This window comes from Streptococcus troglodytae, assembly GCF_002355215.1.
Taxonomy (GTDB): Bacteria; Bacillota; Bacilli; order Lactobacillales; family Streptococcaceae; genus Streptococcus; species Streptococcus troglodytae.
The window spans coordinates 676,876-697,119 of sequence record NZ_AP014612.1; the positions used below are offsets into that span (position 1 = coordinate 676,876).

Genomic DNA, 20,244 nt, shown 5'->3' on the forward strand with positions numbered 1-20,244 from the left:
TTGGTAGAGAAGTCCAACTTTTAGGGGTCAGTACAATCCTAGCTTTTTATTAATTTCTGAAATAATGATTGTAATGTACTTTACAATTGGGATTGAAAAGATGGTGACAGAAAGGACAGGTTTCTTTTCCCTTGTATGCTTCAATAGTTAATTCTCTTTGACAAGCTCCACAAAAAACAACCTTATCTTTTTTCAATTTTTCTGGATAGGCTTGAAAATTATGTGTCTCATGTCGATTATGGCATAAAAAACAAGGGTAGTATTTTTGACAGGCAAAACATTTTAGGGCGACAATGTCTGTCGGGCCATGATAATCAATGCATCTTGTCTCCTTATCAATAAGATCACCGCAAATCGTAACCATATGTTCCTCCACTTATTTTGCTAGTTTACCAAAAAAAGAGGGATTGTGCTATAATAAAAACAAAAAAAGGGAGATCAAAAATGGCTTTTTTTCAAATAGAATACAATTCCAAAATTTTAGGGATGGAACGCCATGTTAATGTTATCTATCCCGATGCTTCAGAGATTAAGGAAGATTATATAAATGATACCGATATTCCTGTTCTTTATCTTTTGCACGGTATGGGCGGCAATGAAAATTCATGGCAGAAGCGGACAGCTATTGAACGTCTCGTTAGAAAGACAAATCTTATTGTAGTTATGCCATCAACTGATTTAGCATGGTATACCAATACAGCTTATGGCTTGGATTATTATGATATGATTGCCAAAGAGCTGCCTCAAATTCTGCAGCGCTTCTTTCCAAATATGACAAGAAAACGGGAGAAAACTTTTATTGCGGGACTTTCCATGGGAGGTTACGGAGCTTATAAAATTGCTCTTTCAACAGATAAGTTTTCTCACGCAGCTTCTTTTCAGGTGCACTTGGACTTGGAATTGACGGTCAAGACCTAGGAGAAACAACAGGAGCATCTCAAAACTATTGGGAAGGCATCTTTGGAAATTTACAAGGAAAACAGTTACAGGAACATTTTCTAACAACACTAGCAGAAAAGTCTGATAAAAAAACCAAGTTTTACGCTTGGTGCGGTTATGAAGATATTCTTTATCAGGCTAATGAAACAGCCGTGAAAAAATTAAGAAAGATAGGACTTGATATTGACTATCGTAACGACCATGGCAGACATGAGTGGTACTATTGGGAAAAGCAGTTGAATTTTCTTTTAGAATGGCTTCCTATTGACTATCAAAAAGAAGAACGGCTGTCCTAATATAATAATCTTAAAGTAAGTTTTTCTGGTTTTATTTGACAGTTTATTTTAAGCAGCTAAAATAAGAATAGAAAATGAAAGTGAGGATTCGGCTTGTGAAAAGAAATTAAGTGTTGTGTTAGGGCTGATTATTGTAGCTGTGACATTTTTACCTTAACGAATCAAAAATAGTAAGTGCTAAATCATCTCGTGTAGAAACAGTGTCCTATCAGCTTTTTAAAGAAGATGTAGCTGATGTTAGATTGACTTACTATCATAATAAAGGCAGTGATAAGGTACTTAAACAAACGGCGGAGTCAAAAATCCTTTATTCAGCACTCAAGGTGACAGATGCTCAAGCAGCAAAAGAGAAGGTTGGCTCTCAATCAGAGAAATATCAAGGTATTACGGGTGTTCAGGAAAGTGTTGTTTACAAGGATGACTATTTGATAGAAAAAGTAAGTGTAGATTATACCAAGGCTAATCTTAATGAATTAGCGAAGAAGCTTCCAGAAGTAAACATCAATACTCCTTCAGGTAAAAGAGCAACTTATATTAGCTTAAAGCAAAGTGAAAGATTTCTCAAAAAACAGGGTTACAGCAAAGTTAAAAATGGTCATTTTAAAGAATTGAAAGTGAATTAATATTAGCTGATAAATGAAACAGCAGGCAGAGTCTTAATTCTGCCTGCTGTTTTATTATGTATGTGATTTTCAGTTCGGCTCGCTCCGTAAGGTGCGAGACAAGTAAATTGCCCATTAAAACAGATAGTCATGATTTTGGCTCAAAATCTCTTTAAGGGGTAATTTTTTAATAGCTTTCTCTTTCTGAAAGTCAAAAAACAAACGTCAAAAGAAAGGTTGCTCTCAGTCTGCAAGCTATTTCAAGACAACTCTTAACTCAGTTACTATGTAAAGCCTATAGTTACACCAAAGTATGAAATGCTGCCCATAAATACGATTCCAATTGGCTCAGTTTTTCGTTTCTATTGTGATTTCAGTGATGGTATGTACAAATCTTGCTTCATTGGCGATTGCGGTAAATCCTTGCTTTTTATTCTCTTGCCTGCTATACTTAGGCATATCTTAAATACTGGATTTTCAAGAATGAAATGAATCTAAGAATATTTGGATCTTGCTTAGTGTTATAGATTAAAAAGTGAGATGAATATCAGAAAGTTCCTGTTTTTGTCTGTCATCCTGAGTTTTATGACAAGCATAGAAAGGATTATTTATGAAGACTTTCATTAAAATTTTGTTTTTATTCCTAGACTAATATGGAATATTATCTGGAGTATTGTTAAAACTGTTATTATTCTTGCAATTATTATTTTTGCTTTTCTTTATTTTACCAATAATCAAAGAACTGATTTGCAATCAACGATTTCTGAGCAATGGAATAAGATAACGACTTTTTTTAGTAGTGACTTTAGTTTGTCAGATACGATGTCTAAATTATCAACAGATAATTATAAACATGAAGCAGGGAGTCGTTGGAGTCAAAATAGTGCTAGTGTTTATATAGCTTCTACTGATAAAACTATTGTTAAGGCTTACCAAACTGCTCTGGCTAATTGGAATGCAACAGGAAGTTTCACTTTTAATATCATTTCGGATAAAGCATCAGCAGATATTATAGCAAAGGATTATTCTGATGCAAATTCGCAAGCCGCTGGTTTGGCCGAAACAGAAACGAATGCAGTGACCAATCGCATGAGTCATGTTGATGTTAAACTTAATCGCTACTATCTTTTAGATGCAAGTTACGGTTATAGTTTTGATAGGATAGTCCACACAGCAGAGCACGAATTAGGGCATGCTATAGGACTTGATCATGATGATAAAGAAACTTCGGTAATGGCCTCATCAGGTTCCTACAATGGTATTCAAACAGTTGATATAACTGCTGTTAAGAAACTTTACGCTAATTAAATGTGAACAAAATAATAGTTTTATATCGTTTTATTATAGAAATTTAATTTTATCGACATATACGAAACAGCCACTTGGTTGTTTTTTATTTTATTAAAATAAAATAAAAAAATTCTAAAGCTTGCTAAATACTTATTTAGTAATGATTTTTATCCTTGGACGCTCTTTTAAAAGAAGAGAATTTTTAATGTAATTATAAAATAAAGGAAAAGTTTTTTAAAAAAATCAAAGTATTTTGTATTGAAAATGTAATGAAATAGTGCTATTATGACAAAGATGTATCATTTGGCTTTACATTAATTTCAATTTATCATGAAGAGGGAACATGAAAAAGATTAAAGTTATGCTTGTCTTTGGTACAAGACCAGAGGCCATCAAAATGGCACCCCTGATTATGTCTTTAAAAGAGCAGACTGATCGTTTTGAAGCAGTAACCGTAGTAACTGCTCAGCACAGACAGATGCTTGATCAAGTGTTAGAGACATTTAAGATTAGGCCTGATTATGATCTGAACATTATGAGTAAGCAGCAGACCTTGTCAACCATTACAACCAATGTTATTAGTAAACTGGATGAAGTCTTAAAGAGTGAGAAACCTGATATTATTTTAGTTCATGGTGACACAACGACAACTCTTGCTGCTAGCATCTCTGCTTTCTATAATCAAATTAAAATTGGTCATGTTGAGGCAGGCCTTAGGACTTGGAATAAACGCTCTCCATTTCCAGAAGAAGTTAATCGCCAGATAACAGATGTTGTTTCAGATTTGTACTTTGCACCAACGAATCAAAGCCGTGATAATCTCTTGAAGGAAAATCATCCTGCTCAACATATTTTTATTACTGGAAATACTGCTATTGATGCTCTTGATTTAACTGTTAAAGAGGACTATCATCATGATGTTCTTACTAAAATTAAACCAGATAATAGAATTATTTTGGTAACGATGCATCGTCGTGAAAATCAAGGAGAACCGATGAGAAGGGTCTTTAAGACGCTTAAATCAGTGTTAGCTGATTATCCAGATGTTGAGCTTGTTTATCCAGTTCATCTGAGTCCCGCTGTTCAAAAGGCAGCAAAGGATATTTTAGCAAATACAGAGCGTATCCATCTGATTGAACCGCTTGATGTTATGGATTTTCATAACTTAGCAAATAAGAGTTATTTTATTATGTCAGATTCTGGTGGTGTTCAAGAGGAGGCACCATCCCTTGGGAAGCCTGTCCTTGTCTTACGCGATACAACAGAGCGACCTGAAGGAGTAGCAGCGGGGACTTTAAGATTGGTTGGTACTCAAGAAGATAGTGTCAAAAATGCTATGATAAATTTGCTGGATAATAAAGAAGAATATGATAAAATGGCCCAGACCCAAAATCCTTATGGCGATGGTCAAGCTTCAAAACGTATTTTAGAAGCGATTTCTTATTATTTTAATAATAGCGCACGGCCGAATGATTTTGGAATGGGGGAATAATTTTAGAATGAAACGCTTGTTAAAATTTTTCAGCATGCTTTTATTTATGCTATTAGCTGCTGGATTAGGTCTTTATGTTGCTCTTCAGTATGGTTTGCTTATCTTAGAGATTTATGCCTTTCTTATTTTTATGGCTATCATTACTCCTTGGTTTTTAACAGACCTATTAGTAACTTGGACCGAACTCTTTTCTATTATTATTGGTTCATTTATCTTGTCTGTGGGTATTTCATATATTCCTTTGTATGACCGTTTAGCTTTAATTTTAGTTTTGCCTATAGTTTTAATCACTGCTAATCAAGTAGAAGCTTTGTTTTTAGAGAAAAAAGGTGCGATTGCAGTTCAAACTTCTAAGGCTAAAAGCTATTATGAATACTATGCTCGTAAGGCACAGCATTCTGAGGACGTCACTATTCAAACAATGTTGGTTAGTTGGGCTCACGCTGAACAATTTAAGCAAATTCAGCCTAAAGAGTATTATGCTAGTATTAAACGCATTAATCGTGCCATTTTTAGATCCAAACATGACAGTGACCGTGTTTTTTATTTGAGAAATGGTTTGTTTCTTATTGTTCAAATAACTTCAGATCCCAACTGGCATCGCGGGATGGAAGAAGAGGTTAGTATCAATCTTAGCAGTTTGCGTTTCAATAATGAGGCAACTAGTCATGAAATTCAGTTCCAATATGGTTATCAATTAGTTAATCATGATAATTGGGAACGTTATGCTTATTATGAAGATATCCTCAAAAGGCTGGAACGTCTTTTGGAAACTCATATTATTGTAGAATATTAGGTGAGTGGAGATTATGAACTTAACAAACTTATTTTTTAACATTGGTCTTGGCATCAGTCTCTTTTTTGCGGCCTGTTTTGTCACCTTGTTTATTAGTTATTTAGTTATTTTAGAAAGAGTTAATAAAAATTTTAAGGCGGTGGATGATGATGAGTCAAATTCTAATGATTATTAGTTTAATTTCAATTTGGTCTTCCTTAGCTATGGCATTGATCATCCTTATGTCAGCTGTCCATTTTTGGTTTAAGCACAGTGATTTTGATGTTGATACCAGTCCTTTGCCAGAATATCCTATGGTAACGGTTGTGGTTCCGGCTCATAATGAAGATGTTGTGATTGCACAGACAGCAAAGGCTATCTTGGATATGAAGTACCCAAAGGATAAGCTTGAAATTATTCTTTTTGCTGATAATTGTGAAGATAATACTTATCAGGAAATGCAAAACATTAAAGCTTTGCCGCAATATGCTGATCGAGATTTGACCCTGATTAATCGTAGTGGTACTGGTGGAAAAGCTGGTGTCTTAAATGATGCTTTGAAGATAGCTAAAGGCGATTATATCTGTGTTTATGATGCGGATGCCATGCCTGAAAAAAATGCTCTTTATTTCCTTGTTCAAAAGGTTATGGAAGATCCAGAACGTCATGTGGCAGCTTTTGGTCGAAATAAGACGCGTAATGCTAATCAAAATTTCTTGACGCGTTGTATTAATCAGGAAATCGTTGTTACCCAACGTATCCAACATGTTGGTATGTGGCATTTAGGCAAAATTGGACGGATTCCTGGGACCAACTTTATTATCAATACGGAATTTGTTAAGAGTATTGGCGGCTGGAGAAATGGTGCCCTGACAGAAGATACAGATATTTCCTTTAAAATCATGCAAAGTGGTAAGTTGATTGCCCTTGCTTATAATTCAGAAGCTTTCCAGCAAGAACCCGAAACGCTGAAATCTTATTATTTGCAAAGAAAGCGCTGGGCCAAAGGTAACTATGAGGTTGTTATTGCTAACTTTAAACACCTTTTTGGCCGTGGTAATTGGCGTGTCAAATGGGAAGTCTTCTACTATACTTGTACTTTCTTTTGGTTTAATGCAGCCATTGTGTTATCAGATATCTTGTTTTTCTCCAATTTGATTGCATTAATTATTGGTCTATTTAAGCCAGGTGTGCAGGTTCCCTTTGCTTTTGATGCTAATAATATTTACATGGCACAGCTTTTACTCTTTAACTGGTTCTTGATGATTTTGCTTTATCTCTTGCAAATTTCAATTTCACAGGCGACTCAATATGGTCAGGCAACTGTTAAACAAATTTGGATTGCCTTATTGGCTTACTTTACCTATACGCAGCTCTTTATTATTGTATCCATTTCATCAGTAGCTTCTGTTATGATGGATAAGATTTTACATCGTGAAGGAACTAAATGGGTTAAAACAAAACGTTTTGCAGGCTAGAGGAGAAGAAAGTGAAAAAAAGAAATTAAAATACATTTGGCTTATACTTTTGCTGGCAACACTGGCTGTAGGATTTTATTTTATCCGAGTGAAAAGTACTGATGATATGCAAAGGAACACCTATAAAAGTTGGTCTAAATATTATGTTGTAACTCATGGAAAAAGTGCTTATGTAAAGACGGCTACTAGTGATGAAGGGACAACTGCTCTTTCTGAAGGACAAGGTTATGGAATGTATATTGCTATTAAAGCTGCTAAGAAGGGCATAGCTACTAAATCCCAATTTGCTAAGCTCTACAAATATTATATGAACCATCGCACTGCCAATACACAGTTAATGTCTTGGAAACAAAATATTAAAACAGATGGCTCAATTGAAGATTTATCAAACAGTGCAACGGATGGGGATTTGTATATTGCTTACGCCTTGATTAAAGCATCAGAGCTCTGGCCCGATCAAGCTGATACTTATAAAAAACAAGCTAGGTTGCTTCTAAAGGATATTTTAACTTATAATTACAATTCAGAGACGAAATCCTTGACTGTTGGTAATTGGGCTGTTAAAGGGACTGATTATTATGATCTCGTCCGCACTTCAGATATACTGCCAGAACAATTTGATGTTTTTTATCAGTTTAGTAAAGATGAGACTTGGAAAACGATTAAAACTTCCATGCTAGCTAGCTTAGAAAAGATGAGTCGTCAGCATAAAACTGGTCTCCTGCCAGATTTTATGTGGGTTCGTGAATCAGGTGAGATAAAGGCTGCTAAAGCTAATCTTGTTGCTAGTCAGTATGATGGCGATTATTATTATAATGCCTGTCGTATGCCCTATAATTTAGCTAAAAGCAATGATAAAAAGAGCCAAAAGATACTTAAGAAGATGATGAATTTCTTCATGACCGAAAAGACCATCTATGCGGGTTATAAGCTGAATGGGGAACGGTTGGATAGTCATCAGTCAGCTAGTTTTGATGCTCCAATTTTCTATGCAGCTAAGAAATTAAACCATAAGTATGAGCGTTTACATCAGCAAGAAAAGAAAGTTTTTGTCAAAGGCCTGTCATCAACAAACTATTATGATTCAGCTCTAACAACGATGGCTGTTTTGGATCAATAAACAATGTCAAAAAGATAACTGCGGTTATCTTTTTGACTATCTCAACTAGCTTAGTCAGTCGAGATCTGATAAAATAGAATTATGATTATTTTACAAGGAAACAAATTAGAGCGCTCATTTTCTGGTGATGTGCTCTTTGATAATATTAATCTTCAAGTAGATGAACATGATCGTATCGCTTTGGTTGGGCCTAATGGTGCTGGTAAATCTACACTCTTAAAAATTCTCGTGGGTGAAGAAGCAGCAACATCAGGTGAAGTCACGCTCAAGCGTGATGTAACCCTGTCGTATTTGGCTCAGAATAGCCGTTTTGAATCTGATAATACCATTTATGATGAAATGCTCCATGTTTTTGATGATTTACGTGCGACTGAGAGACGTTTGCGCTCTATGGAAGGACAAATGACAGATCTGGTTGGAGCTGATTTTGATAAACTCATGGCTGATTATGATCGCTTATCTGAATCCTTCAGGCAGCAGGGCGGTTTCACTTATGAGAGTGACATCAAGGCCATTCTCAATGGTTTTAAATTTGATGCGTCTATGTGGCAGACAAAAATTGCTGAGCTTTCAGGTGGCCAAAACACGCGCCTAGCTTTGGCTAAGATGCTCTTAGAAAAACCAGAACTGTTGGTATTGGACGAGCCCACCAATCATTTGGATATCGAAACGATTTCTTGGTTGGAAAATTATTTAGTCAATTATCAAGGTGCCTTGATCATTGTCAGTCACGACCGCTATTTTCTCGACAAGGTAGCGACAATTACGCTTGATTTGACCCCTCACTCTCTCGATCGCTATGTGGGGAATTATTCTAAATTTATGGATCTTAAGGCTGAAAAAATAGCCACAGAAGAGAAAAATTACGAGAAGCAGCAAAAAGAAATTGCTAAATTAGAGGACTTTGTGCAGCGCAATATTGTCCGTGCATCAACGACCAAGCGGGCACAGGCTAGACGTAAGCAATTGGAAAAGATGGAGCGATTGGATAAACCCGGTACAAGCAAAAAATCTGCCAATATGACTTTTCATGTTGATAAAGCTTCCGGAAATGAGGTTTTAAAGGTTACTGATGCTGCTATTGGTTATGATAACCAGATATTGGCGCAGCCTATTAATCTAGAGGTTAGGAAAATGGATGCCCTTGCTATTGTTGGACCAAATGGTATTGGCAAGTCAACTTTGCTCAAGTCCATTATGGGGCAAATACCATTTATTCATGGAAGCTCAGCTTATGGCTCGAATGTACAAGTCGGTTATTACGATCAAACCCAGTCCAATTTGACAGCGAGAAATACCGTTTTAGAAGAGCTTTGGTCAGCCTTTCCAAGAACAGCAGAAGTGATTATTAGAAATCGTTTAGGCGCCTTTCTCTTTTCAGGTGATGATGTCAAAAAGTCTGTTGCCATGCTGTCTGGTGGTGAGCGTGCGCGTTTGCTTCTTGCCAAGCTATCCATGGAAAACAATAATTTTCTCATTCTAGACGAACCTACTAACCACTTAGACATTGATAGCAAAGAAGTGCTGGAGACTGCTCTTATTGATTTCGATGGGACCCTTCTCTTTGTTAGTCACGACCGTTATTTTATCAACCGCGTTGCTACAAAAGTTCTCGAAATTTCTGAAAATGGCTCTAGCCTTTATTTAGGTGATTATGATTATTATCTGGAAAAAAAGGCAGAGCGAGAAGCAGCTGTGCATGCTGTTTCGTTAGCTCCACATGAAAAAGTCATATCGTCTTCAGCGGCAGCTGCCTCCGATTATCAAGCTCAAAAGGCCAGCCAAAAAGAAGAGCGCAAATTAAAGAGGCGTATAGCCGAAATTGAAGAGCACTTAGAAATCATCGAAGCGCGTGAGTCTGAAATCAATGCGGACATGCTTGCTACTAATGACTTTACTCAATTGGCTGAACTGCAAAAAGAACTAGAGAATGTTCAAACAGAACAGCTGGAACTTCTGGAAGAATGGGAAGAATTGAGTGAGCGGGCGGAAGGAGATTAAGTGGTAGAAGACAATACAAGACAGCATATTATTCCTCAGGCTTATTTAAAATGGTTTGCTCAAAAAATAAAAAGGTAATTACTATGTAAAAGTAACATTGAAATCTAATGATAAGACGTTTACAAAATCAATTAGAGAAGTAGGTTATAAAAGGAATTATTATAAAATGTTTCACAAAGAAAAGATGATAAATACTGGGGAAAAATATTTTTCACAAAATATTGAACCATTTTACGGAGATCCTTTACGTAATATCATAACAAAAATAATGTTGACCTCTGACAATTATAAAGCTGAAGTTTTAACAAAAGAAGATAAGAAAAGATTGTCAAAATTAATAGTATTTCAACTTCTTTGTACACCTATATTTTTGAATAGACAATTGAATAAAGCAGATTATATTTCTAATGAGTCATCGCTTTTAAAATTTGGACAACAACTGAATAATAGGAGTAAAAAAGAACTTTTAAATGTAAAAATGAGTCAAGATGAAGCGAAAGATATTGCATTGGAAACTATTTCTAATGACCAACTATTAGAAAAATTTTCTGATGTTTTAATTGAAAAAATTTGGTGCATCTACCTTAATAAAAGCGTACCCTTGAATGAAAAAGAGGTACGCTTTTATTATGTTAAACATTATCCATATAAAGGTATAGTCTAGAACAATATAATTTTGTAGGGTTTCTTTTATAATAACATATCTATTCATTAACAAAGATATTATAATCAGAATTAATCTGTATTGCTGTTGTCATAAGATGGGAAAATCAATCTTAGAATGGTAGAAAACCTATTTTTAAGCTCTGTAAATGCCAAGATTATTCCCTTTATTTGCGAACGAAGTGAGCCTAAAGGAGGCTTTCCGCCGTGATAAAAGTGGCAGAAACATTGAAGTTTCTGCCACTCGGAAGATTTGAAACCTTAGGCTCAAATCTTAGGTATGGAATTCCGAAGAAAGTCGCTACCGTCCGTATTACCTAAGGAAAGTCTCAAAAAAAGCCTTTTTACAGTGAATTTTTTAGTTATTTCTCAAACTCTGCTTTGCTCTTAACATCACCGTATTCTTCAGCAATTTCTAAGCTAAGAATATCATTGTAGCGAGGTAGTTGAATATCGGCGCCATATTTATTATGCAGTGCCGTTGTCACAAGGCGGTAAGCTAGATTAGCGTTACGCGAAAGGATGGGACCGTGGAAGTAGGAGCCAAAAACATTTTGATAGTGAACGCCTTCGCTACCATCTTCTTTATTATTACCATTTCCGTAAATAACTCTCCCTAAAGGCTTTTCGTCATCAGATAAAAAGGTCCTTCCTTGATGATTCTCAAAGCCGTAGTAGGTTTCGTTAAATTCATCATTATGAATCTTGATATCACCAATGTAGCGATTATCTTTTTGATTAAGCGTATAGTGACCCATAACACCGATACCGTCAATGCGAACACCATTAGCCTGAACATAATATTGTCCCAACAACTGGAACCCGCCGCAGATAGCTAGGATAACCTTATTATTTTGAATAAAGTTGGCAATAGCAGAGCGTTTATTAGGCAAATCCTTAGCAACAATAGATTGCTCATAGTCCTGACCGCCGCCAAAGAAAACCATATCATACTTGTTAGCATCAAAATCATCACCAATTGAGACAATATCAAAAGTCATTCGTACACCTAATTTTTCACCAACATATTTAAGCATGAGAACGTTTCCATTATCACCATAGGTATTGAGCAAATTGCCATAAAGATGAGCGACCCTGATGTCATATAAATAATCCTTGTCAGAAGGAGATTGTAAAGAAGTATAAGTCATTATTAGTTCATCTCCTTTCTTACTGCATGACGGCTGGCCAGTAATTCGCGAAATTCCAGCATGGCTGTGTAAGTAGCTAAAATGTAGGCATGCTCAGCCTCTTGTTTTTCGATCATGCTTAGAATGTCTTCAAGTTTTTCAGCTTGCTCGATCTTTTTCTCATTGTAGCCAGTAACACGTAGACGTCTGGCTATTTCTGAATGGCGAACACCACCTGCAAAGATTTGTGGAATGTCCATGTCTAAAATGCTTTCAAAATTAGCATCCCAAATCCAACTGGTATCAATACCATCTGCATAATTAGCATTGAGAAGAACTGATAAAGTAAAAGGATAAGGAGCTAGTTTAATCATTTCTAGCGCTTGACTGGCACCGACAGGATTTTTAATAAGAACAAGAGTACATGATTTATCGCCAATTTTGAAGGTTTCTTGACGTCCAAAAACAGCACGGCTCTTGTCAAAGCCAGCTTTAATTTTATCTGGATTTACTCCGAAGAATTCGGCAACAGAAACGGCAGCCAAGGCATTATAGATATTGTAAAGACCGCCAACATTGATTTTGTAGTCTTGTCCATCAATGACAAATTCAGCATCTGTGCTGCTGATGCTAGTCAACTGAGTCAAACTGTAGTCCAGTTGAGGACGATGAAAGCCACACTTAGGACAGATATAGTCGCCAAGATTAGCATAAGTGTTGAGTTTGTACTGTAGGATATGCTCACATTTAGGGCAAACGATACCTTCGGTATTGTAGTGTGCCAAATGAGCGACTTCTTTTTCCGTATCAAAACCATAGTAACGTACAGGATTGATCAGCTCTTTGGAATGAAAAAGCGGGCTGTCACCATTGGCTAAAATGGTTGCCTCTGGTACCTTGGCAGCACCATCCAAAATCATCTGATAAGTGGTGTAAATTTCGCCGTAACGATCCATCTGATCGCGGAAAATATTGGTAAAAACAAAAAGACTGGGCTTTAAATAGTCAGTAATTTTAGGTAGACTGGCTTCATCAATTTCCAATACCGCAATCTTTTTACCATTTCTAGATTTTTTAGCAGTTAAAAAAGTTGAGGTAATGCCTGTAATCATATTGGCCCCGCTGGGGTTAGTTAGCACTTGACCATAGGCTTCCTTTAAAATACCGACTGTCAGAGCTGTGGTCAGGGTTTTGCCATTGGTACCCGTGACAACAACAATTTCATAGTCTTTGGCAAGTGTATTTAAAATATCTTTATCGCACTTAAGAGCAATTTTTCCAGGTAAGGTAGAGCCGCGCCCGATTTTACTGAGAAAAAAGTGTGCTGTCTTACCAGCTAAAATTCCTATTCTTGATTTTAAAGTCATATGAACATTTTATCATAAAAAAAGCGTTTGAGATACAGAAAAATCACTTGAAAAATGATATAATAAAGGGGTATATAGTTAAGTTTGATATTAAAAAGAAAGAGTTGTATGAGTAGTTTATTTAACATTAATGCCCAATTTTGGGCTAGTCTTATTGATAGTCCTTTAAAAATTTTGGTTCATATTCTTGATATTGCTATTGTATCATGGTTGATTTATAAATTTATCAAGGCTTTAGCAGGTACTAAAGTGATGTCTTTAGTTCAAGGAGTTGTTCTATTTGTTCTCTTTAAATTTGTCGCAGAATTCTTAGGATTCACAACAATTGCTTTTTTGATGAACCAAGTTATTACTTATGGTGTTATTGCTGGAGTTGTTATCTTTGCTCCTGAAATTCGGTCTGGCTTGGAACGTTTTGGACGAACGCCCCAGTCTTTTATTCAAAGACAGCAGCTGAGTGATGATGAGAAATTAGTTGCCGCCTTTGTGAAAGCTGTGGCTTATATGAGTCCGCGCAAAATTGGAGCTTTAGTATCAATAGAAGAGACCCAGACCCTAAGAGAATATATTGCCACTGGAATTCCTTTAGATGCAGATATTTCTGGAGAATTACTGATTAATATTTTTATTCCTAACACCCCTTTGCACGATGGTGCTGTTATCGTGGAGGGAAATAAGATTGCTGTTTCTTGTGCCTATCTTCCGCTTTCAGAGTCCAGTCATATTTCCAAGGAATTTGGAACGCGCCACCGTGCTGCCATTGGACTTTCAGAAGCTTCTGATGCCTTTACCTTTGTTGTTTCCGAGGAAACAGGAGCTATTTCTGTTGCTTACAAAGGCGATTTTATCCATGATTTGTCCCTTGAAGCTTTTGAGGTCTTATTGCGGGAGCATTTCATTAAAGAAGAACCAAAGAAAAAGAATTGGATGAAGCAATTCTTTGGAGGACGCCATCATGTTTAAGCGGTTTTTTACTAAACGACTCTGGTTAACTCTTGTTTCAATCTTTTTTGCCATTCTCTTGTTCTTGACAGCTAATTCAGTCAATTATGGTTCAAGAAATCAAACAACTGGCCTTTTGCAGACATATAACCATACCTTGGAAAATGTCCCTATTGATATTAAATATGACAGCAATAAATACTTCATTAGTGGTTATTCTTATGATACAGAGGTTTATTTGACCTCAACCAATCGGGTGAAATTGGATTCAGAAATCAATAATGATACCAGACACTTTAAAGTTGTTGCTGACTTGTCAAATGCTAAAGAAGGTACCAATAAGGTCCCTTTAGAGATAAAAGATCTTCCTAGTGGTGTCAGTGCAGAAGCTTCGCCGACGACTATAAATGTGACCGTTGGTAAAAAGAAAACAAAGACGTTTAAAGTTGTCGGTAAAGTATCTGATAATCAAATTGCTGATGGTTACAAATTAAAGAAAATTTCCACTAGCGCTTCAGAGGTAGAGGTTACTAGCGATGAGTCCACCATTGATCAGATTGATCATGTAGCGGCTGTCCTTCCGGAAAACCAAGTCCTATCCAAAAATTACAGCGGTTCAGTAACCTTACAGGCTGTTTCTGAAAACGGTAAAATTTTACCAAGTATTATTGAACCAACAAAAACAGACTTAGAGGTTGAGGTTGAAGAATTATCGAAAAAGTACCAGTTATTGTTGAGTTAACAGGTCAAATTAACAGCAGTCTGTCTGATATTCGCTACGAATTAGCTACAAAAGAGGTTCTTGTCTATGGTAAACAAGAAAATCTCGAAAAAATCTCTTATATTAAGGCTAAAGTTAATATTTCAGATGTTACTAAGGATACAACAAAGACCATTCCTTTGGCTGCGGATAATCTTAAGATAAGTCCTGCAAAAGTAACTGTTAAGTTGACAGCTAAGAAAAATAATATTATAATGATTAAAATTAATGGAGGAAGATGCTTAGCATCAAATAGTTATGGGAAAATATTTTGGTACAGACGGCGTACGTGGTGAGGCAAATGTAGAACTAACACCGGAACTGGCTTTTAAACTTGGGCGTTTTGGCGGCTATGTTCTGAGCCAGCATGAACCGGGTCGTCCACGTGTTTTCGTTGCCCGTGATACTCGCATTTCTGGAGAATTGTTAGAATCAGCTCTTGTGGCTGGATTGCTTTCTGTTGGTATTGAAGTTTATAAATTAGGTGTTCTGGCAACACCGGGGGTTTCTTATTTAGTGCGTACCGAACAAGCCAGTGCAGGTGTCATGATATCTGCTAGTCACAATCCTGCGCTTGATAATGGCATCAAATTCTTTGGTGGTGATGGCTTTAAATTAGCTGATGAACAAGAAGCAGAAATTGAAGCTTTATTAGATGCTAAAGAAGATGACTTACCTCGTCCCTCAGCTCAAGGATTGGGAATGGTTGTTGACTATCCAGAAGGTCTTCGTAAATATGAAAAATTCTTGGTCTCGACAGGCGTAGATCTTGAAGGAATGAAAATTGCCATTGATGCAGCAAATGGTGCAGCTTCTACTTCAGCCCGTCAGGTCTTTCTTGATCTGAATGCTGACATTACTGTTATTGGTGACGAACCAGATGGTCTTAATATTAATGATGGAGTAGGATCCACCCATCCTGAGCAGCTTCAAGATCTTGTGAGAGAATCTGATTCTGTGGTTGGTCTTGCTTTTGATGGCGATAGTGATCGTTTGATTGCTGTTGATGAAAATGGTGAGATTGTTGATGGCGATAAAATTATGTATATCATTGGTAAATATCTTTCTGAAAAGGGAAGATTAGCCAAGAATACGATTGTCACGACCGTTATGTCAAATCTCGGTTTCCATAAGGCCTTGGATCGTGAAAATATTAATAAAGAAATTACAGCAGTTGGTGACCGTTATGTTGTCGAAGAAATGCGTCGTTCAGGTTATAATCTTGGCGGTGAACAATCTGGTCATGTGATCATTATGGATTATAATACGACAGGTGATGGGCAGCTGACAGCTATTCAATTGACCAAAGTGATGAAAGAAACAGGCCAGTCCTTATCTGAATTAGCTAGCGAAGTGACCATTTATCCACAAAAATTAGTTAATATTCGTGTTGAAAATGACATGAAAAATAAGGCTATGGAAGTACCAATGATTGCACAAATCATTGAGAAAATGGAAGCAGAAATGGCTGGTAATGGACGTATTCTAGTTCGTCCGAGTGGGACAGAGCCACTTTTACGTGTTATGGCAGAAGCACCCAGTGTAGAAGAAGTCAATTATTATGTAGATACTATTGCCAAGGTTGTCCAAGCAGAAATTGGATCTTAAAGATCTTGACAAGAGCGGGACAATAGTCCTGCTTTTTTCAATTGATTTCCTTTGAGTATAAGGTGATTCATACGATACTTTTTGATATAAATAAAATTATTGGAATATAAACATGCACATACACTGAAAAAAGCTCTATAATCTTCTGAAGCGGATTTCCCACTGCAGGTGTTATAGAGCTCTTTCATTTCGTGTTTTCCCTTGCTCAATTAAATGCTACGAGTCATTTGAGCTACTTTATGCAATAATTTCTGGCGCTCGTCATCAGATATTTTTTCGACACTGGTTAATTCGGTTAATTTCACTGGTGAGATAGCACAAGGTTTTAGGATTTGCTTTTTCAAGACTTTACCGTAGTCTTGGACGAAAGGCATAGCGAAAGATGGTGTGTTGTGAGTCGTGATGATCCAAGCAGATTTTCCTTGTAAATGCCCTTCAAGACCGACTTTTTTATAAGAATAAGCAAAGTCAGCTACAAAGACTCGGTCAATAAAGCCTTTGAGTATAGCTGGCATACCGCTCCACCAAATAGGAAAGATGAAGATCAGATGGTCTGCCCAAGTAATTAAGTCGCGGTATTTCTCCATTTCAGTAACCTTAGCCAGATCACGTCGTTTATGAGTTTCATCAAATTGCAAAACAGGGTCGAAATGTTCAGCATACAAATCTAAAGTACTAACAGTGTGTTTCTTGGAAAGATTTGTTTGAACTTGTTTGAGAATTTCAGCATTAAAACTAGTTGGATTTGGATGTGTGTAAACAATTAAAATTTTCATATTTGTTCTCCTTTAATGTAAATATCAAGCATATGATTAATAGTCGTGTGGATGGCTTGATTATCAAGGTCGCGCCCAATGGGACTGTTGGCTAGAACAGCAAGACCTGAGATAAAACTCCAGAAGTGAAAAAGTGTTTCAGCTTCACTATTAGTGAAGTTCTCTTCTTTGCGGAGATCTAAAACAATGCGTTTAAATTTATCAAACCCCGGCAAGTCAGAATCCAGTACAATAGTCTCCTGAGTAACTTTCATATATTTAAAAGGAAATTTAATGAAGAGGGCTTCAAAGAAATAAGGATAACGTTTAGCAAAAGTAATGAGATTAAATCCCATTTGAGCGAGCTGATCTCGAGCAGAAATTTTCTGATCAATTCCTTGATCTATTTCCTGATTAAGAAAAGTCGAAAGTCGTGTCAAGACAACTCTCAGATAATCTTCCTTACTCTTAAAGTGGCGGTAAGGCGTCCCATGAGTGACGCCGCAGTTTTTAGCAATGGTCCTAAGAGAGAGCTGATCAAGGCCATTTTTTTGATTTCTTCAACTCCTGTTTGAATGAGCTTTTCTTTCAGTTGAGCTGTATTGCGCTTCATTGTTTTCCATTTTCCTCCAAAAGTAGACATTGTCTACCTTATTTATAAGTATACACCGTCTACTTTGTTTTGTCAAATTCTTACTGCAAAAATGACATGATGCAATAATCGGCTGATACTGCATAATAAGATTTCTAAGAGACTATTGGAGTAAACTATTCCCTTCTTCTGAGGCTTTTTTTAATAGCTATCTTAGGCGGTATCGCCCTCTAAGCTTGATTACGGTTATCTTGAGGAGGTTACTGCCTCTTTATATATTAATGACCTAACACTTGACTGGCAGTTCTCGCGTCTTAATTTTTAGCTTCAAACCTTTAACAGACCACTAGTCTATTAAAGTATCTCTTGCTTTTGCAAGTGATAACTCTAACAGTTTGAGGAACTGTCGGAGTTATCTGATCCCATGAACGCCAGTTCATGTCAATTGAGCAATCTTATATCAAGAGATACCATTAGCACCTCTGATTAAAGCATAGAGTTCTGAAGTTTTTACATATCACTGAAAAAAGATGTGATATAATAAAACTATGTCTAAAAAACCTACGTCAGCCTATGTGCATATTCCTTTTTGTACACAGATTTGCTATTATTGCGATTTTTCAAAAGTTTTTATTAAAAATCAGCCTGTAGATGCTTATTTAGAGGCCTTGATTAAGGAATTTAATGATTACTATCAGATTAAGGACTTGCAAACTCTCTATATTGGCGGCGGTACACCGACAGCCATTTCTGCAGAGCAATTAGATTATCTGCTGACCAACCTATCAAAAAATCTCAATCTTAATACGTTGGAAGAATTCACTATTGAAGCAAATCCGGGAGATTTGACACCGGATAAAGTAGCAGTATTGAAGCAATCAGCTGTTAATCGTGTTTCTTTAGGTGCACAGACTTTTAACAATAAGCATCTGAGACAAATTGGACGCGGACACAATGAAGCCCAGATTTATGAAAGTATTGACAGCTTGAAAAATGCTGGTTTTGACAATATTTCTATTGACTTGATTTATGCCCTGCCCAATCAAACCATAACTGATGTCAAAGAAAATGTAGCTAAAGCGCTGGCTTTGGATATTCCGCATTTGAGCCTTTACAGTTTGATTTTGGAACATCATACGGTTTTTATGAATAAAATGCGACGCGGGAAACTCAATTTGCCAACAGAAGATTTGGAAGCGGAAATGTTTGACTATATCATTTCTGAAATGGAAGATCATGGTTTTGATCATTATGAGATTTCTAACTTTACCAAGCCTGGTTTTGAAAGCCGTCACAATCTGATGTACTGGGACAATGCTGAGTATTTTGGCTGCGGTGCAGGGGCTTCGGGCTATGTTGATGGTATCCGCTACCGTAACCGCGGGCCTATCCAGCATTATTTGAAAGCTATTAAGGAAAAGGGACAAGCTCGCTTTCAAGAAGAGCCGCTTAGTCAGGCGGAGAAAATGGAAGAAGAACTTTTTTTGGGTTTACGAAAGAAATCAGGAATTTCAATTCAGCGATTTGAGGACAAATTTGGTGTGCCTTTGATGGAAGTTTATGGTCAGGCTATTGATGATTTAAAAAAAGATGGTCTCATTTTAGTAGAAAAAGAGTGTATCAGGATGAGTAAGAAAGGTCTCTTTTTAGGAGATACTGTTGCTGAGAAATTTATTTTGGAGTAAAAATCATTATGGGTAAAAATTTAAAACACGTTATCAAATTCCTTTTTATGAAAGTGATGTCAATCATAATGTTAAGCTGCCTCACATTTTGTCAGTTGCCTTACAGATTGCCAGCGATCAGTCTGTTGGTTTAGGTTTGGGAGATGAACGCATTTTTAAAGATTATAATTTAGTCTGGGTTGTCTCAGAACATGAGGTGACCATTGACCGTTTACCACGTTTTAATGAAATTGTGGAGATTGAAACAGAGCCAATTTCATACAATCGTTATTTTTGTTATCGTGAGTTTCGCGTTTACGATCAAAATGGTGAAAAGCTTGTAGATATTTTTTCAACCTTTGTTCTTATGGATTATGATACACGCAAGGTGCATGATGTCCCAGAAGATTTGATCGCTCCTTATGAGTCTGAAAAAATCAGAAAAATTTTAAGGGGACCAAAATATAAAGCTTTGGGAAAAGCGACTGACACGCTTTATCATGTTCGTTATTTTGACCTTGATATCAATGGTCATGTTAACAACAGCCGCTATCTTGAATGGATGTATGATGTTCTTGACTTTGATTTTTTAAAAGCACATACTCCGAAAAAAATTAATCTCAAATATGTCAAAGAGGTTCAATATGGCAGTGACATTGAATCACGTTTGGAACAAGATGGCTTAATCACCAAGCATGAAATCGCTTCAAACGGGCACATTAATGCACAGGCCATTACGCAGTGGGAAAAAATATAACTAGATGATGGAG

15 protein-coding genes and 5 pseudogenes are annotated in these 20,244 nt (G+C 36.5%); 15 read left to right on the forward strand and 5 right to left on the reverse strand.

Annotated features, from left to right (window positions below; translation table 11 throughout):
* Window positions 1–49: 49 nt before the first annotated feature.
* Window positions 50–364, reverse strand: a complete 315-nt coding sequence (locus tag SRT_RS03485; RefSeq protein WP_128833054.1) for a CHY zinc finger protein — start codon at window positions 362–364, stop codon at window positions 50–52.
* 80 nt (window positions 365–444) lie between these two features.
* Here SRT_RS03485 and SRT_RS03490 point away from each other — a divergent pair.
* The 10 genes and pseudogenes from SRT_RS03490 (at window position 445) to SRT_RS03535 (ending at window position 10,657) form a co-directional block, all read left to right on the forward strand.
* A pseudogene (locus SRT_RS03490) lies at window positions 445–1,235 on the forward strand (alpha/beta hydrolase).
* A 200-nt stretch (window positions 1,236–1,435) separates the two neighbouring features.
* Window positions 1,436–1,858, forward strand: a complete 423-nt coding sequence (locus tag SRT_RS03495) for a YehR family lipoprotein (protein ID WP_223213974.1) — start codon at window positions 1,436–1,438, stop codon at window positions 1,856–1,858.
* Between the two features lie 589 nt (window positions 1,859–2,447).
* Window positions 2,448–3,145: pseudogene (locus tag SRT_RS03500) on the forward strand (M57 family metalloprotease).
* Window positions 3,146–3,470: 325 nt separating this feature from the next.
* Entirely contained in the window at window positions 3,471–4,619 is a 1,149-nt protein-coding gene (gene wecB, locus SRT_RS03505; protein WP_128833056.1) for a non-hydrolyzing UDP-N-acetylglucosamine 2-epimerase, read from the forward strand.
* Between the two features lie 7 nt (window positions 4,620–4,626).
* Window positions 4,627–5,415 (forward strand): hypothetical protein, encoded by a 789-nt coding sequence (locus SRT_RS03510; RefSeq protein ID WP_128833057.1) that lies wholly within the window; start codon window positions 4,627–4,629, stop codon window positions 5,413–5,415.
* A 13-nt stretch (window positions 5,416–5,428) separates the two neighbouring features.
* Window positions 5,429–5,590, forward strand: coding sequence for a hypothetical protein (locus tag SRT_RS10405; protein WP_002263106.1), 162 nt, complete (start codon window positions 5,429–5,431; stop codon window positions 5,588–5,590).
* A complete protein-coding gene (locus SRT_RS03520) occupies window positions 5,562–6,872 on the forward strand; it encodes a glycosyltransferase family 2 protein (protein WP_128834022.1) in 1,311 nt (436 codons plus the stop codon). The genes SRT_RS10405 and SRT_RS03520 overlap by 29 nt, the downstream gene beginning before the upstream one ends.
* Window positions 6,829–7,992: a glycosyl hydrolase family 8 gene (locus tag SRT_RS03525; RefSeq protein WP_223213975.1), complete on the forward strand. Its 1,164-nt coding sequence runs from the start codon at window positions 6,829–6,831 to the stop codon at window positions 7,990–7,992. Before SRT_RS03520 ends, SRT_RS03525 begins: the two co-directional genes overlap by 44 nt.
* Window positions 7,993–8,073: 81 nt before the next feature.
* Entirely contained in the window at window positions 8,074–9,993 is a 1,920-nt protein-coding gene (locus tag SRT_RS03530; RefSeq protein WP_128833058.1) for an ABC-F family ATP-binding cassette domain-containing protein, read from the forward strand.
* A gap of 97 nt (window positions 9,994–10,090) precedes the next feature.
* Complete coding sequence (locus tag SRT_RS03535; protein WP_128833059.1) at window positions 10,091–10,657, forward strand: DUF4238 domain-containing protein; 567 nt, start codon at window positions 10,091–10,093, stop codon at window positions 10,655–10,657.
* Between the two features lie 361 nt (window positions 10,658–11,018).
* Here the strand turns inward: SRT_RS03535 and gatD are convergent, their stop codons facing one another.
* Together gatD and murT are read right to left on the reverse strand one after the other, a co-directional pair.
* Window positions 11,019–11,807 carry a lipid II isoglutaminyl synthase subunit GatD gene (gatD, locus tag SRT_RS03540; protein ID WP_128833060.1) on the reverse strand — a complete coding sequence of 263 codons (789 nt, stop codon included), beginning with the start codon at window positions 11,805–11,807 and terminating at the stop codon, window positions 11,019–11,021.
* A gap of 2 nt (window positions 11,808–11,809) precedes the next feature.
* Complete coding sequence (gene murT, locus SRT_RS03545) at window positions 11,810–13,153, reverse strand: lipid II isoglutaminyl synthase subunit MurT (protein ID WP_128833061.1); 1,344 nt, start codon at window positions 13,151–13,153, stop codon at window positions 11,810–11,812.
* Between the two features lie 108 nt (window positions 13,154–13,261).
* On the opposite strand from murT, the gene cdaA reads away from it, so the two are divergent.
* The 3 genes and pseudogenes from cdaA (at window position 13,262) to glmM (ending at window position 16,463) form a co-directional block, all read left to right on the forward strand.
* Complete coding sequence (gene cdaA, locus SRT_RS03550; protein ID WP_128833062.1) at window positions 13,262–14,116, forward strand: diadenylate cyclase CdaA; 855 nt, start codon at window positions 13,262–13,264, stop codon at window positions 14,114–14,116.
* Window positions 14,109–15,058 (forward strand): annotated as a pseudogene (locus SRT_RS03555) (CdaR family protein); the annotation flags it as partial. The gene cdaA and the pseudogene SRT_RS03555, both read left to right, overlap by 8 nt.
* A 55-nt stretch (window positions 15,059–15,113) precedes the next feature.
* A complete protein-coding gene (gene glmM / locus SRT_RS03560) occupies window positions 15,114–16,463 on the forward strand; it encodes a phosphoglucosamine mutase (protein ID WP_128833063.1) in 1,350 nt (449 codons plus the stop codon).
* A gap of 209 nt (window positions 16,464–16,672) precedes the next feature.
* Here glmM and mdaB read toward each other — a convergent pair whose 3' ends face one another.
* Together mdaB and SRT_RS03570 are read right to left on the reverse strand one after the other, a co-directional pair.
* Window positions 16,673–17,239: an NAD(P)H-dependent oxidoreductase MdaB gene (gene mdaB / locus SRT_RS03565; protein ID WP_128833064.1), complete on the reverse strand. Its 567-nt coding sequence runs from the start codon at window positions 17,237–17,239 to the stop codon at window positions 16,673–16,675.
* Window positions 17,236–17,831 (reverse strand): annotated as a pseudogene (locus SRT_RS03570) (TetR/AcrR family transcriptional regulator). The gene mdaB and the pseudogene SRT_RS03570 overlap by 4 nt, the downstream one beginning before the upstream one ends.
* Before the next feature lie 527 nt (window positions 17,832–18,358).
* Between SRT_RS03570 and hemW the strand changes: the two are divergent.
* A complete protein-coding gene (hemW, locus tag SRT_RS03575; protein WP_128833065.1) occupies window positions 18,359–19,495 on the forward strand; it encodes a radical SAM family heme chaperone HemW in 1,137 nt (378 codons plus the stop codon).
* Between the two features lie 16 nt (window positions 19,496–19,511).
* Window positions 19,512–20,231 (forward strand): annotated as a pseudogene (locus SRT_RS03580) (acyl-ACP thioesterase domain-containing protein); the annotation flags it as partial.
* Window positions 20,232–20,244 lie beyond the last annotated feature (13 nt).